This window comes from Pseudomonas purpurea, from assembly GCF_039908635.1.
Taxonomy (GTDB): domain Bacteria; phylum Pseudomonadota; class Gammaproteobacteria; order Pseudomonadales; family Pseudomonadaceae; genus Aquipseudomonas; species Aquipseudomonas purpurea.
Genome location: NZ_CP150918.1, coordinates 1,415,647 through 1,429,026 on the forward strand (window position 1 = coordinate 1,415,647; position 13,380 = coordinate 1,429,026).

The window sequence follows — 13,380 nt, forward strand, 5'->3', positions numbered from 1 at the left end:
GCGCATTATGCAAAAACGCAATGTTTCTACCGTCTTAAGAGCACTGCTCGACCAGCACGGAATCTCCCCTACGGAGCTTCACCGGCGAACCGGCGTGCCTCAATCCACCCTCTCGCGGATTCTCAGCGGGAAGATCGTCGATCCTTCGGATAAACACATCTCGAAGATCGCCGAATACTTCCGTGTGAGCACCGACCAGTTGCGCGGGCGCGCCGATGTGGTGCCTATCACCCGGCCCGAGCGCCAAGAGTCGCACTCGGAACTCAAGGACATAAGTTTGTGGGACGACGATACACCTGTCGACGACGACGAGGTGTCGGTCCCCTTTCTTCGCGAGGTTGAATTGGCTGCTGGATCAGGAAGATTCGTCATCGAAGAGAGCGAGCGTTCGAGCTTGCGCTTCGGCAAGCGCAGCTTGCGGCATAACGGTGTGCAGTTCGATCAGGCCAAGTGTGTGACGGTGCGCGGCAACAGCATGTTACCGGTGCTGCGCGACGGCGCCACGGTGGGGGTCAATGCCGGCAAGTGCGGGATTGGCGACATCATCGACGGTGACCTCTATGCCATCAACCATAATGGGCAATTGCGGGTGAAGCAGCTTTATCGCCTGCCGACCGGGATTCGCCTGCGCAGCTTCAATCGCGACGAGCACCCGGATGAGGACTACACCTTCCAGGAAATCCAGGAAGAGCAAATCGTGATCCTCGGTCACGTCTTCTGGTGGGGTATGTACGCCCGTTAACCTCATCGCTGTCAGATAAAACCCGCCGTGGCGGGTTTTTTTTCGTCTGAAGAAAAGTACCGAACCCTTTGTTTGCGGGCGCTTCATGCGTCTGTGCATTTGTCGCGCATAAATAATTGCATTTGCGCATTGACTGCATATGCATGCGTGCATATTATTGCTCCCAAGCCGCCAGACAGCGGCTGGCTACGACGCTCTTTAGTTCCACAGCAAAGGCAGCGATGAACCGGCCTCAACGGTTCAGAGGGTTGGCAACTGACCCGGGTGTGCAGCGTAAAGCACCAGAAGCAGTTATCCGGCGGGCAGGGACCGCGGTCGGAAAGACAATTTGAATGGATCCGTACCGCGCCAGTAGCGCCGAAAGATCAGCAGGACCGCATTACTGAAAAGCCCGGCAAGCGCCGGGCTTTTTGGAATGCCTACCTACCATCGCAATGCCGGGGGAGCGCGTGAAGCGGCTTTGCTGGCGCGATCAGGGATGCAGAAGTGGATAAGGCATCTGCTGTAATCAAAAAAGGAGCATGAAATGTACCGATATGCACGTGTAGAAACAGGTCTGGTCACCCAGGTGTTAGTAACCGATCAAGATATTCCCTCCTCTGTTCCATCTTGGTATGAATGGGTTGATGTGACAGGCAACCCAGAAGTTGATGTGCACTGGCAAGCTTCGTTCATGAACGGTGTCTGGACGTTTACAACGCCCTCGCAAGAAGTGTTGCGTAAAGCTGCAATGATGCGGGTGGAGGGGCTGTTAGGCGAAGCAGATCGTTGGTCGGTGCTCAATCCTCTGCAATTCAAAGCTGATGTTGGCGTTGCTACCCCTGCTGATGAAGCGTTGTTGCTGGCGTACAAGCTCTACGTCATTGCAGTGAGTGAAGTTAGTAAACAACCAGGTTATCCGGTGACGATCAGTTGGCCGGTAGCGCCTTGGTAATCAGTCCCGACAGGTAAGTCCAGAATGCTGGGCCGCATTACTGAAAAGCCCGGCAAGCGCCGGGCTTTTCAGTAATGCCTACCTACCGTCAGGCACCTCAAGAGGCATGGCTTGAAAGACACACAACCGATCATTCATCAATCACTCCTGGAGGCGTGACATGACAAACGAGCAACAAGCGTTGCTGGACATGCCGATCTGGCTGGTCATCGCCTTAGCGCTGGTCGGCGGGGTGTCCGGCGAAATGTGGCGCGCCGACAAGGAGGGCGCTCGAGGTTGGTCATTGCTGCGGCGTCTGGCCCTGCGTTCCGGGGCCTGCGTGGTGTGCGGGGTGTCGACCATCATGCTGCTTTACGCCGCCGGCGTGTCGATCTGGACCGCCGGCGCCTTCGGTTGCCTCACGGCGATGGCGGGAGCGGACGTGGCCATCGGTTTGTACGAACGCTGGGCAGCCAAGCGCCTGGGTGTTTGTGACGTGCCGCCGCGCGACCCCGGCCAGGATCACTAACCCGTATCAGACCAACGGATTGGCAAACAGGAGCCTGGATAACGGCCCCGGCCCGCAAGGATGCGGGCTTTCGATGGCAATACCTTATTCCTTCAAACCCGCGCCCAAGCGGGTTTTTTTTCGCCCGGTGAACGCCCATGAAGATCACACCCATCGTCACGCAGATTCGTGAGTACTGCCCCAGCCTGGCCAATCGAGTGGCGGCCGGGATTGACCTTGAATCGCTACAAGCCAACACGCCGCTGCCAACCCCGGCCGCTTACGTGGTGGTCATCGCCGACCTTGCCAGTCGCAACACCACGCAAAACGCCCCACGGCAAACCGTGCGTGATCGTTTTGAAGTGACGTTGGTGCTCGACACCACGGATGCCCAGCAGGCGCTGGATCAACTGCACGTGTTGCGTGCCGGATTGTGGCGGGCGCTGGTGGGGTTCAAGCCTGAGCGTGATTACCAGCCGATCGAGTACGACGGCGGTGAGTTGGTGGGCATCAACAAGACTCGCGTGCTCTATCGCCTGCGTTTTTTCGCCGAATTTCAGTTGGGCCGCAGTCGGCCCGGCGAACCGGCGGAAACCTGGCATGAGCGCGAACTGGACGGCTTGCCGTCCTTTAGTGGGGTGACGGTGCGGGTCGATGCGATCGACCCCGCGGACCCCAATCTGAAACGCCCGGGCCCCGATGGGCGCCTGGAAATGACTTTCTCAGGAGACGTAAAGCAATGAGCAAACGCATCACTGTGCAACCGGCCACCGGCCGGGTTGTACCGGACCCGGAAGCGGGCGATCTGCTGCCCCTCGAAGGCCGTGAAGTGACGGACAGCGCCTGGTGGCGCCGACGTCTGGCCGATGGCGATATCACACTTACCGCCGCGCAAGCGGCAACACCACAGGGAGCCAACTAATGGCGATCGGTTTCAGCAATATCCCCGCGGACATTCGTGTTCCGCTGTTCTACGCCGAGATGGACAATTCGGCAGCCAATAGCGGGTCGTCGACCCTGCGTCGCTTGATCGTCGCTCAGGTCAACGACAACGTGACCAGTGCCGACGTCGGCAAACTGGTGCTGGTCTCCAGCGTCGCACTGGCCAAAAGCATCGGCGGCCAAGGCTCGATGCTGGCCTCGATGTACGAGACTTTCCGCAAGACCGACCCGGTCGGCGAGATCTGGTGCCTGCCGGTGCACAACACCGTGGGCAGCATCGCCAAAGGCGTATTGACCCTGACGGGTACTGCGACTGAAAGCGGCGTGCTGAATCTGTACGTCGGTGGTGTTCGGGTCCAGGCGGCCATCGTCAAGGGCGCCACGGCGGCTCAAGCCGCCAGCGCCCTGGCCCTGAAAGTCAACGCCGCGGCAGACCTGCCGGTGGCCGCTGTTGTGGTCGAAGGCGTGGTGACCCTGAGCGCCAAATGGACCGGCGACAGCGGTAACGACATCAGCCTGCACTTCAACCGCCTAGGCAAGAGCAACGGCGAAGACACCCCGGCCGGCCTGACCACTGCCATCACCGCGATGACCGGTGGCGCGGGTGTACCGGATCAGGTTGCTGCGGTTGCGGCACTGGGCGATGAGCCATTCGAGTTCATCTGCATGCCGTGGACCGATGTCGCGACCCTCAACACCTGGCAAGCCGTCATGGATGACAGCGCCGGTCGTTGGTCGTGGGCCAAGCAATTGTTCGGTCACGTCTACACCGCCAAGCGCGGCACCGTCGGCACCCTGGTGGCGGCCGGTCAAACCCGCAACGACCAGCACATGACCATTCAGGCGCTGGAACAAGGCGTACCGCAACCGTTCTGGGTTCAGGCCGCCGCACTGGCTGCCCGCACCGCGGTGTTCATCTCTGCCGACGCCAGCCGTCCGACCCAAAGCGGCAGCCTGCCGGGTGTCGATCCGGCGCCGGCCAGTGAGCGTTTCACCCTGACCGAGCGCCAGTCGCTGCTCAGCTACGGCATCGCGACCGCTTACTACGAAGGCGGTTACGTGCGCATTCAGCGCTCGATCACCACCTACCAGAAGAACGCGTACGGCCAGGTTGACAATTCTTACCTGGACAGCGAAACCATGCACCAGTCGGCGTTCATCGTGCGTCGCCTGCAAAGCGTGATCACCAGCAAATACGGTCGCCACAAACTGGCCGCCGACGGCACCCGGTTTGGCGCCGGCCAGCCAATCGTCACCCCGAGCACCCTTCGCGGTGAGCTGATTGCCCAGTACGTCAAGCTCGAACTCGAAGGTCATGTGGAGAACGCCGAGCTGTTCGCCGAACACCTGGTCGTGGAACGTGACAGTCAGGATCCGAGCCGTGTGAACGTACTGTTCCCACCTGATTACATCAATGGTCTGCGCGTGTTCGCACTGCTCAACCAGTTCCGTTTGCAGTACGACAACGCGGCTTGATTGCCGCGTTTGACTGTAAAGACTGTGTGAATTCAGCCCACCCCGCGTGGGCTTTTTTATTGAAGGGAGAAACACCATGGGTCAACTGATTGCGGGCACCTGCTACGTCAAAGTGGACGGCGCTCAACTGACCATCAACGGTGGCTGCGAAGCACCGCTGATGTCCACCAAACGTGAAACCGTCGTACCAGGCTTCTACAAGGAAACCGACATCACCCCGTCGTTCAAGGTGACGGCGCTGCACACCCCGGACTTCCCGCTCAAGCAACTGATCGCCGGCACCGACATGACTGTCACCTGCGAGTTCAGCAACGGCAAAGTCTTTGTGCTGGCCGGTGCCTACCTGGTCGACGCACCGATCTCCAAGGGTGACGACGCCTCCATCGCGTTGATCTTCGAAGGCATCAAGGGGACCTGGCAATGAGTCAAGCCGTGAAGCTGCAAGTGGCCATCGAGGCCCACGGCGAGCCGCTGACCGAACTCAACCTGCGCCGTCCGACGGTGCAGGAGGTTCGGGCAATCAAGGCGCTGCCGTACAAGATCGACAAGAGCGAAGAAGTGAGCCTGGACATGGATGTCGCGGCCAAATACATCGCGGTCTGCGCCGGTATTCCACCGTCGTCGGTCAACCAGTTGGACCTGGCTGACCTCAACGCGCTGAGCTGGGCTGTCGCGAGTTTTTTCATGAGTGCGGCGTCGGCGCCATCACCGACCTGATCGCGGTCGCCTATGACCTGGCCTGGTTCTGGAAGGTTGACCCCGAACAGATGATGGCCAGGCCACTGGACGTGCTCCGCGAATCACTGGAGCACGCGCAACGGATCAATGCGATGCAGCAGGTGCAGTGATGGCAGAGACAGATAGCAATGACAAAAAAGCGTTCTTGCTGACGGGTATCGACAAGCTGTTTCCCAAGCTCGAAAGCCTTCGGGCGAAAGTCGATGGCTTCAAGACCCACCTTGAGGCAACCGGCCTGGGCAAACTGGACATCAGCGGTTTGTTCAAGGGCGGCAGAGTGATCACGCCCTTCGTGGACGGCATCAAGTCGGCCGCGGCGTTCGAGGGCAAATTGGTTGATGTCAGCGAGTCGGCCAAAAATGTCGATGTGCCGAGCGTGCCCAGCAGTGCGGCGCAAAACATGAACGTGTTCAGCGCGTCGATGGACAAGATTTCGGGTGCAGTCGATGCAGCGTTGTTGCCGGCGGTGGGTGCGCTGGTGGTCGGGCTGGAGCCGTTGCTCACGGGCGTCGGGGCGTTGCTGGACGACAACCCGGCGCTGGTTCAAGGGATAGCGGCGGGCGCTATCGCGTTCTCCGCGATTCAAACGGCGGTGAGCGGTGCTTCACAAGCCATTGACGTGATGAACACGCTGGCCAAGACCAGCCCCATCGTGCTGGTCGCCATGGGGATCGCCGTAGCCGCCGGTTTGATCGTGGCGAACTGGAAGCCGGTCTCGGCGTTTTTCGCCGGGCTCTGGCAAGAGATTGCGCCGGTTGTCATACCGATGGCGGAGTTCTTCAAGACGATGTTCGCCTTCACGCCGCTGGGGATGATCATCAACCATTGGGGGGCGGTCAGTCAGGTGCTCGCGGCGTTCTGGGACGTTATCAAAGCGGCGGCTTCGCTGCTGTTCGATGCGCTCAAAGTGATGTTCAACTGGACGCCGCTGGGTCTGGTCATTGCCAACTGGGCGCCGATCAGCCGCTTTTTCGCGGCGCTCTGGGAAGGGATCAAAATCGTGGCGACGCCGATCGTGGGCTTCCTGCGGGAGTTGTTTTCCTGGATGCCGATGAATCTGATCATCGCGAACTGGGGGCCGATCACCGGATTGTTCGCAGCCATCTGGGACTTGCTCAAGGCGCTGACCGTGCCGGTCATGGACCTCTTGCGCAACCTGTTCAACTGGACACCGCTGGGGCTGATCATCGCCAACTGGGGAGCGATCAGCGAAGTGTTCGCAGTGATCTGGGAAGGCATCAAAACCGTGGCACTGGCGGGTTTCGGCGTGTTGAGCGGGGTGTTCATGTGGTCGCCCCTGGGGCAGATCATCGAGCAGTGGGAACCGATCACCGAATGGTTCTCCCAATGGTGGGACAAGCTGCAAGCGATCATGGCGCCGATCAAGGAAATGCTCGGCGGCGATTTCGGCGGCTTCATCGCCAAGATCACCGGCAAGGTCGAAGGATTGACCGAGGCGCAGCACAAAACCAACGCCGAAGTCAAAGGTGAGTTCGCGCCGGCACTGTTTGGTGCCAGCACTGATCAACCCGCGTTGACCACGGGCTTGCCACAAAGCTCCAGCGCGCTGGTGCAACAAAGCGCCGCCAACAACCGCACACAACTGGAAGGCGGTTTGACGGTGCGCTTCGAAAACGCCCCGGCGGGCATGCGCACCGATCAGCCGCAAACCAACCAGCCGGGCCTGACCCTCACGCCGCGTGTCGGCTATCGCTCACTTTCCCTGGGAGGTTCCAATGAACTGGCGTGATCGTTTGTTGCCGGCGTCGTTTCGCGGCGTCGGTTTTTGGGTCGACCAGGCGAAAACCCCGGTCGGCCAGAAAGGCCAGTTGCACGAGTACCCGCAGCGTGACGAGCCGTTCTTCGAAGGGCTGGGGCGGCAGGCGAAGATCCATGACCTGACGGCGTTTATCGTCGGTGCCGATTGCCTGGAGCAGCGTGACCAGTTGCTCAAGGCGCTGGAGGAGGGCGCGGGTGAACTGGTTCACCCGTGGCTGGGGCGGATGCAGGTCAAGGTCGGCGAATGCGAGATGACCCAGACCCGCCAGGACGGCGGTATGGTGACCTTCGCGCTGAAGTTTTATCCCGACCAGCCTGTGCCGTTTCCCACGGCAGCGGTCAATTCCCGCGAACAATTGCTGCTCTCGGCTGACAGCCTGCTGGGCTCGGCGGTGCGGCGTTTCGAGGATGCGATCAGCCTGATCAAGGCGGCACGGATTGCCGTCAAGGAACTGCGTGATTGCCTCAAGGATGTGTATGAGGTCATCGAGCATGAGTTCAAGGAAGTGATCGAAACCTACAAGGAACTCAGTTTGCTGGTCAGGGCCGTCAAGGAACTGCCCCGTGAAGTGAGCGCCGAGTTCAAGGGCTTGCTGGGCGACATCAAGGAGCTCAAGGACTTTGCCCGGGAAGGCTATCGCGGTGTGCTCGCCAATGCTTCGCAACAGGTCGAAGCGGTGAAGAAAATCGACACGCCCAAACTCACCACCGGCAAGGACACCGTGGCGGCCGCACAGGCCATGGCCAATCTGGTGCAGGACGCAGTGCTGGTGAAGCTTGGCTACAAAGTGGCGCAAATGCCGGTGGCCACACCGGTGGTCAAACTGAACTCGACACCGTCGGTTGCGCAGCAAGCGGTGCAACCGGTCAAGCGCCTGGACGTCCCGGTGGCCGACGATGTGCTGACCCTGCGCGATGCGCTCAATGATGCGATGTGGCAAGCCGCCCTCAAGGCGGACGCCGTGCACTATCAAGCGCTCAACGCCCTGCGTCAGCAGTTGTACGGCCATCTGACGGCGGTGTCGTCATCGGGTGTGCGCTTGATCACCTTGTCGCCCAAGCAGAGCCTGCCGGCACTGGTGGTCGCGTATCAGCGCTTTGGCGATGCCACGCGGGTCGGCGAAGTGATTCAGCGCAACAGTGCGGTCCATCCTGGCTTTCTGCCTCCGGCCGATTTGAAAGTCGCTGGGGAGTAAGTCATGACCGAACTGGAAAACACCGTCACCCTGACCGTGGACGGTCTGGATTATGGCGGCTGGAAAAGCGTCGAAATCAGTGCGGACCTGGAGCGTCAGTTCCGCACCTTCACACTCAACATCACCTGGCAGTGGCCGGGGCAGACACTGGCGGTGCCGATCAAGGCCGGCTCGCGCTGTCAGGTGCGGATCGGCTGCGACCTGGTGCTCACCGGGCATGTCTACAAGGCGCCGGTCAGTTACGACGGCAAGCAGATCAGCCTGTCCATCGAGGGCAGTTCGCTGACTCAGGACCTGGTGGATTGCGCGGCTATCAACCGCCCGAGCCAATGGCAGGAACAAAGCCTGTTGAGCATTGTTCAGTCCCTGGCGGCGTCCTACGGCGTGGGCGTGGTCAGCGAAATCCCGCAAATGGCGAAGCTGAGTAAACACAGCATCGTGCCGGGCGAAACGGTATTTCAGTCCATCGACCGCTTGTTGACCTTGTACCGGGTGTTCTCCACCGACGATGCCGAAGGCCGCGTGCTGCTGGCCAAACCCGGCAGCGGCGGACGGGCCAGCGATGCGCTGGAGCTGGGCAAGAATATTCTGTCGGCCAATGCGCCGATGGACTTCAGCCGGGTGTTCTCCGAATACCGGGTGATCGGCCAGCACAAGGGCAACGACCAGAAAAGCGGCACGGCCGTGAGCGAAGTCTCGGGGACGGCCACCGACCCCGGCGGCACACGCAAACGGGTCACGGTGATCAGCGAAAGCGCCCAACTGACCAGCGAACTGGCCCAGCAACGTGCCGACTGGGAAAGCGCCATCCGCACCGGCAAAGCGCAGACCACCACTTATCGCGTACAGGGCTGGCGACAGTCCAACGGCGACTTGTGGCAGCACAACACGTTGGTGCGGGTGATCGACAACGTGCTGGGGTTTGACGGCGACCTGTTGATCTCCAAGGTCACTTACTCGCTGTCCGAACAAGGCTCGATCACCACCTTGCAAGTGGCGCCGCCGCATACGTTCGATGCCAATCCGGTCCCGCCCAAGAAGTCTTGAGGTTGACGCTGAACCTGTGGGAGCGGGCTTGCTCGCGAAAGCGTCTTGCCTGACACACCGCGTCGTCCCATTCGCAGGCAAGCCAGCGCCCACAAAAAAGCGCCCTCGCCATTCAAGGAAAACCCTATGAGCCTACTGACACGCCTCTTGGCGCGCGGCACCGTCGTGTTCGCCAACTCGGCCAGCAAGCTGCAATCGCTGCAAATGCGCCTGACCGCCGGCGAAGTGAACGATGACATGGAGCACTTCGAACCCTACGGTTTCACCAGCAGTCCGCTGGCTGGCGCCGAAGGTATCGCGACCTTCCTCGGTGGCGACCGCTCCCACGCGGTGGTGCTGGTGGTCGCCGACCGCCGCTATCGCCTCAAGGCGCTGGCGCCCGGTGAGGTGGCGATCTACACCGATGAAGGTGACAAGGTCCACTTCAAGCGTGGGCGCATCATCGACATCGAAACCACCACGCTGAACATCCGCGCCAGCACCGCCGTGAACATCGATACGCCGACACTGACCCAGACCGGCAAGATCATCTCTCAGGGCGATCAGGTCGCGGGCGGTATCAGCCAGATCGAACACGTACACACGGGCGTTCAGTCAGGCAGTGGCCAGACCGGCGCCCCCGCAGGAGGTCAGTGATGTTCATCAGTCATGACCTCAAAACAGCACTGACCCGTTCGGTGCTGATCAGCCTCTTTACCTGGCGCCGCGCTGCCGACGATGACCTGCTCGATGACGAGGAGCGATTCGGTTGGTGGGGCGACAGTTTCCCCTCAGTGGCCGATGACCGCATCGGTTCGCGGTTGTGGCTGCTTCGACGGGTCAAGTTGACCCGACAGACCCAGATGGACGCCGAATTCTATGCCCGTGAAGCCCTGCAATGGCTGATCGACGATGGCCATTGCAGCGCCATCGAGGTCATCAGCGAACGCCTCGACGCCCAGCGTCTGAACCTGCGTACGGTGCTGATCCTGGCCGATGGCGAGCGTCTGGACATCAACCCCGATAACAGTTGGCAGGTGACCTATGCCGTTTGAAACGCCTTCGCTGCCGGTGCTGATCAAACGCACCCAAAGCGACCTGGCCAGCGACTCGCTGCGCCAGTCCGATGCGCAAGTACTGGCCCGAACCTTGGGTGGTGCAGCCTATGGCCTGTATGGCTATCTGGACTGGATCGCCGAGCAGATTCTGCCGGACAAGGCCGATGAGTCCACCCTGGAACGCATCGCCGCACTTCGCCTCAACCAGCCGCGTAAAGCGGCCCAACCCGCCAGCGGCACCGTGAGCTTCATGGCGAGCGCCGGTGCGGTGCTGGACGTCGACACGCTGCTGCAATCGAATGACGGTCGCCGCTACAAAGTGACCGCCGCCCGCACCACCGGCAACGGTCTCAACAGCACCACCATTGCCGCGCTGGACGCCGGTGCCCTCGGCAATACCGACGCCGGGATGACATTGATCTCGGCGCAACCGATCCAGGGCATCGTTGGCCCCTACACCGTGCTGGCGCCAGGGCTGACGGGCGGTATCGCCCGTGAAAGTCTTGAATCGCTGCGCTCGCGGGTGATTCGCTCGTACCGCATCATCCCTCACGGCGGCTCGGCGCAAGACTACGAAACCTGGGCGCTGGAGTGTCCGGGCATCACGCGTGCCTGGTGCCGTGGCAGTTACCTGGGGCCAGGCACGGTGGGGCTGTTCGTGATGCGTGACGACGACCCGCAACCGGTTCCGGACACGGCGCAACTGGCCGTCGTCCACGCCCATATCGAGCCGTTGCGGCCGGTCACCGCGCAGTTGCATGTGCTGGCGCCGATGCAGGTGCCGGTGACGTATCGCTTGCGTCTGACGCCCGACACCAGCGCTGTGCGCGCCGCGGTCGAAGCGCAGTTGCGTGACTTGCACAACCGCGAAGCGGGGCTGGGCGAAACCCTGTTGTTGAGCCACATCCGCGAGGCCATCAGCAGCGCCACCGGCGAGCACGACCACACACTGGTCGCGCCGGTCGCCGACGTCTCTGCCGCGAGCAATCAGTTGCTCACGTTCGGGGGCTGCGTATGGCAGGCATAAGAACCGCCGCGCAGTACCAGGCCCAACTGCGCAGCCTGCTGCCCAGCGGCCCGGCGTGGGACCCGGAACGCGTGCCGGAGCTGGAACAGGTGCTTGAAGACGTGTCCCAGGAACTGGCACGGCTGGACGCCCGCGCCGCCGACCTGCTCAACGAAATGGACCCGGCCGGCGTCAGTGAACTGGTGCCGGACTGGGAGCGGGTGATGAACCTGCCCGACCCGTGCCTGGGGTTGACGCCGCTGTTCGATGATCGCCGCCTCGCGGTACGTCGCAGGCTACTCGCGGTCGGCAGTCAGGCCGTCAGTTACTACGTGGAAATCGCCCGCACCCAAGGCTACCCGAACGCCAGCATCACCGAACTCGAAGCCCCGCGTATGGGCCGTGCGCGTTTCGGTTCGGCGCACTTCGGCACCTGGCAGGCGCAATTCATGTGGACCCTCAACACCGGTGGCCGCCTGCTACTGGGCCGGCGCTTTGGTGCCAGTTATTGGGGAGAGCGTTTTGGCATGAATCCGGGCTCGGCGCTGGAATGTTTGATTCATCGAAGTGCACCGGCTCATACCCGGGTGCACATCAATTATGACTAGGGAATAGAAAAATGGATTATCCAAAAAGTGTACCCAGCGCCGGGCTGGTGAATGGAGCGTTTGTTGATGAGAATCCCGTAGCCGGGACGCCGGGGTCGTTGATTCCGGCGGCGTGGGGCAATGGGGTTACCGAAGAAATCACCAACGTTATTAAAGCGGCCTCTTTGGTGCCATCAGAAGGTGACAGCAGTCAGTTAAAATAAGCCATTACAAAACTTGTAAGTGACAGAGTACCGGGTGCTGCCAGCGAGTCGTCTGTCGGTACTTTGAAAGTGGCTACTCAGGAGCAAGTCAATACCGGGACGGATGATACGGTCGCTGTGACCCCCAAGAAGATGAAGGCTGGTTTTACGCTGTTTAATAGTTCAAGTGGACGTGTTGGATACCTGGCGTTTCCATCGTGGTTGGGCAGTTTTGTTATTCAGTGGGGAGAAGTTGGTAACTCGCTGGCGGATGTGTATACGACGCTCCCCGTGAGTTTTAACAGCAATTTTATCACGGTTATAGTGTGTAACGGTTACACGGTTGACTCGGGTAAGATTGGTTGTGTTGCTGCTTCCCCATATGGCTTGGGGGCGTTTGTTTCCAGAGGATCCAGTGAACATTTGGGTGCTAATTTTATTGCGTTGGGGCGGTGAGGCGAATCATGAAAATATATTGGAGTAGTTCCTCCAGGAGTTATTTTGACTCGAGAGTAAATACGGTGCTGCCGGAAGACGCGATTGAAATATCGGTTGAACATCGAGACGAGCTAATGGCCGGGGCACAGCGTAACTGTATTGTTATTGCAGGCCCTGATGGACGACCGGCTCTGCAAGAACTTCCGTCTCGTGCAGTGGAGAATGCGACTGCCCTGGAGCGCACATGGCGGGACTCGCAGTTGCTGGAAACAGATGGGCCTGTCGCCAGGCATCGTGATGAGTTGGAAGCCGGAGATAAAACCACGTTGTCAGCAACACAATACGACACCTTGCAGACTTATCGCCGTGACTTGCGAGCCTGGCCCACCTCTCCAAAGTTTCCTGTGACTGTACAGCGGCCTTCACTGGTTTTGCCGGTTGCTGTTGCGGCCGCTCCGGTCAGAAAAGCACGAGCCAGGAAAGTTGTAGCGCCAGTAGAACCTTCTCTCTCCTGATTCCGTTGTTGGTCTCTGCACGCAGAATCGCCAATTCTGGCGGGCGAAATAATCAAGTCTTGAGTTTTTAACTTTCAAATAGTGTGTTGACTGAAATGCCCAGTGCATTGCAGTGGATTCATTCGTCCATCAATCAATAGATAACTAATCAGGAGCAGGACAGTGGACTATCCAAAAAGTTTGCCAGGCGTAGGGCTGGTGAATGGGAAGTTTGTCGATGAAAATCCCGTAGTCGGGACGCCGGGGTCGCTGG

Annotated in this window: 16 protein-coding genes and 1 pseudogene; all 17 read left to right on the top strand. The window is 60.2% G+C overall.

The genetic code is table 11. The features are described from left to right. Positions 1 to 7: 7 nt before the first annotated feature. The 17 genes and pseudogenes from AABM54_RS06270 to AABM54_RS06350 all read left to right on the top strand — a co-directional run bounded on the left by AABM54_RS06270 (position 8) and on the right by AABM54_RS06350 (position 12,630). Positions 8 to 742, top strand: coding sequence for a S24 family peptidase (locus AABM54_RS06270; RefSeq protein WP_347906141.1), 735 nt, complete (start codon positions 8 to 10; stop codon positions 740 to 742). 526 nt (positions 743 to 1,268) lie between these two features. Next, the gene (locus AABM54_RS06275; protein ID WP_347904433.1) at positions 1,269 to 1,676 is read left to right on the top strand and encodes a phage tail protein; all 408 of its coding nucleotides are present in this window, start codon (positions 1,269 to 1,271) and stop codon (positions 1,674 to 1,676) included. A gap of 160 nt (positions 1,677 to 1,836) precedes the next feature. After that, a complete protein-coding gene (locus tag AABM54_RS06280; RefSeq protein ID WP_347904434.1) occupies positions 1,837 to 2,184 on the top strand; it encodes a phage holin family protein in 348 nt (115 codons plus the stop codon). Positions 2,185 to 2,321: 137 nt separating this feature from the next. After that, a complete protein-coding gene (locus tag AABM54_RS06285) occupies positions 2,322 to 2,906 on the top strand; it encodes a hypothetical protein (RefSeq protein ID WP_347904435.1) in 585 nt (194 codons plus the stop codon). Next, positions 2,903 to 3,085, top strand: coding sequence for a DUF2635 domain-containing protein (locus AABM54_RS06290; protein ID WP_347904436.1), 183 nt, complete (start codon positions 2,903 to 2,905; stop codon positions 3,083 to 3,085). Before AABM54_RS06285 ends, AABM54_RS06290 begins: the two co-directional genes overlap by 4 nt. Next, positions 3,085 to 4,581 carry a phage tail sheath subtilisin-like domain-containing protein gene (locus AABM54_RS06295; protein WP_347904437.1) on the top strand — a complete coding sequence of 499 codons (1,497 nt, stop codon included), beginning with the start codon at positions 3,085 to 3,087 and terminating at the stop codon, positions 4,579 to 4,581. Before AABM54_RS06290 ends, AABM54_RS06295 begins: the two co-directional genes overlap by 1 nt. A gap of 76 nt (positions 4,582 to 4,657) precedes the next feature. After that, entirely contained in the window at positions 4,658 to 5,005 is a 348-nt protein-coding gene (locus AABM54_RS06300) for a phage tail tube protein (protein ID WP_347904438.1), read from the top strand. Next, positions 5,002 to 5,298, top strand: a complete 297-nt coding sequence (locus AABM54_RS06305; RefSeq protein ID WP_347904439.1) for a phage tail assembly protein — start codon at positions 5,002 to 5,004, stop codon at positions 5,296 to 5,298. Before AABM54_RS06300 ends, AABM54_RS06305 begins: the two co-directional genes overlap by 4 nt. Positions 5,299 to 5,428: 130 nt before the next feature. Next, positions 5,429 to 7,069, top strand: a complete 1,641-nt coding sequence (locus AABM54_RS06310; protein WP_347904440.1) for a phage tail protein — start codon at positions 5,429 to 5,431, stop codon at positions 7,067 to 7,069. Further along, a complete protein-coding gene (locus AABM54_RS06315; protein ID WP_347904441.1) occupies positions 7,056 to 8,294 on the top strand; it encodes a DNA circularization N-terminal domain-containing protein in 1,239 nt (412 codons plus the stop codon). The genes AABM54_RS06310 and AABM54_RS06315 overlap by 14 nt, the downstream gene beginning before the upstream one ends. A gap of 3 nt (positions 8,295 to 8,297) precedes the next feature. Further along, positions 8,298 to 9,341 (top strand): phage baseplate assembly protein, encoded by a 1,044-nt coding sequence (locus tag AABM54_RS06320; protein WP_347904442.1) that lies wholly within the window; start codon positions 8,298 to 8,300, stop codon positions 9,339 to 9,341. A 126-nt stretch (positions 9,342 to 9,467) separates the two neighbouring features. Continuing rightward, positions 9,468 to 9,977, top strand: a complete 510-nt coding sequence (locus tag AABM54_RS06325) for a phage baseplate assembly protein V (RefSeq protein ID WP_347904443.1) — start codon at positions 9,468 to 9,470, stop codon at positions 9,975 to 9,977. Next, positions 9,977 to 10,375 (top strand): phage GP46 family protein, encoded by a 399-nt coding sequence (locus tag AABM54_RS06330; protein WP_347904444.1) that lies wholly within the window; start codon positions 9,977 to 9,979, stop codon positions 10,373 to 10,375. Before AABM54_RS06325 ends, AABM54_RS06330 begins: the two co-directional genes overlap by 1 nt. After that, entirely contained in the window at positions 10,365 to 11,405 is a 1,041-nt protein-coding gene (locus AABM54_RS06335) for a baseplate J/gp47 family protein (protein WP_347904445.1), read from the top strand. Before AABM54_RS06330 ends, AABM54_RS06335 begins: the two co-directional genes overlap by 11 nt. Further along, positions 11,393 to 11,992, top strand: a complete 600-nt coding sequence (locus AABM54_RS06340) for a putative phage tail protein (protein WP_347904446.1) — start codon at positions 11,393 to 11,395, stop codon at positions 11,990 to 11,992. The genes AABM54_RS06335 and AABM54_RS06340 overlap by 13 nt, the downstream gene beginning before the upstream one ends. An 11-nt stretch (positions 11,993 to 12,003) precedes the next feature. Continuing rightward, a pseudogene (locus AABM54_RS06345) lies at positions 12,004 to 12,153 on the top strand (phage tail protein); the annotation flags it as partial. A gap of 111 nt (positions 12,154 to 12,264) precedes the next feature. Then, entirely contained in the window at positions 12,265 to 12,630 is a 366-nt protein-coding gene (locus AABM54_RS06350; RefSeq protein WP_347904447.1) for a hypothetical protein, read from the top strand. Positions 12,631 to 13,380 lie beyond the last annotated feature (750 nt).

What these genes read in the sequence shown, in the direction of transcription:
- AABM54_RS06270 (WP_347906141.1), top strand. Translation starts at nt 8, where the DNA reads ATGCAAAAACGCAATGTTTCTACCGTCTTAAGAGCACTGCTCGACCAG.
- AABM54_RS06275 (WP_347904433.1), top strand. Translation starts at nt 1,269, where the DNA reads ATGTACCGATATGCACGTGTAGAAACAGGTCTGGTCACCCAGGTGTTA.
- AABM54_RS06280 (WP_347904434.1), top strand. Translation starts at nt 1,837, where the DNA reads ATGACAAACGAGCAACAAGCGTTGCTGGACATGCCGATCTGGCTGGTC.
- AABM54_RS06285 (WP_347904435.1), top strand. Translation starts at nt 2,322, where the DNA reads ATGAAGATCACACCCATCGTCACGCAGATTCGTGAGTACTGCCCCAGC.
- AABM54_RS06290 (WP_347904436.1), top strand. Translation starts at nt 2,903, where the DNA reads ATGAGCAAACGCATCACTGTGCAACCGGCCACCGGCCGGGTTGTACCG.
- AABM54_RS06295 (WP_347904437.1), top strand. Translation starts at nt 3,085, where the DNA reads ATGGCGATCGGTTTCAGCAATATCCCCGCGGACATTCGTGTTCCGCTG.
- AABM54_RS06300 (WP_347904438.1), top strand. Translation starts at nt 4,658, where the DNA reads ATGGGTCAACTGATTGCGGGCACCTGCTACGTCAAAGTGGACGGCGCT.
- AABM54_RS06305 (WP_347904439.1), top strand. Translation starts at nt 5,002, where the DNA reads ATGAGTCAAGCCGTGAAGCTGCAAGTGGCCATCGAGGCCCACGGCGAG.
- AABM54_RS06310 (WP_347904440.1), top strand. Translation starts at nt 5,429, where the DNA reads ATGGCAGAGACAGATAGCAATGACAAAAAAGCGTTCTTGCTGACGGGT.
- AABM54_RS06315 (WP_347904441.1), top strand. Translation starts at nt 7,056, where the DNA reads ATGAACTGGCGTGATCGTTTGTTGCCGGCGTCGTTTCGCGGCGTCGGT.
- AABM54_RS06320 (WP_347904442.1), top strand. Translation starts at nt 8,298, where the DNA reads ATGACCGAACTGGAAAACACCGTCACCCTGACCGTGGACGGTCTGGAT.
- AABM54_RS06325 (WP_347904443.1), top strand. Translation starts at nt 9,468, where the DNA reads ATGAGCCTACTGACACGCCTCTTGGCGCGCGGCACCGTCGTGTTCGCC.
- AABM54_RS06330 (WP_347904444.1), top strand. Translation starts at nt 9,977, where the DNA reads ATGTTCATCAGTCATGACCTCAAAACAGCACTGACCCGTTCGGTGCTG.
- AABM54_RS06335 (WP_347904445.1), top strand. Translation starts at nt 10,365, where the DNA reads ATGCCGTTTGAAACGCCTTCGCTGCCGGTGCTGATCAAACGCACCCAA.
- AABM54_RS06340 (WP_347904446.1), top strand. Translation starts at nt 11,393, where the DNA reads ATGGCAGGCATAAGAACCGCCGCGCAGTACCAGGCCCAACTGCGCAGC.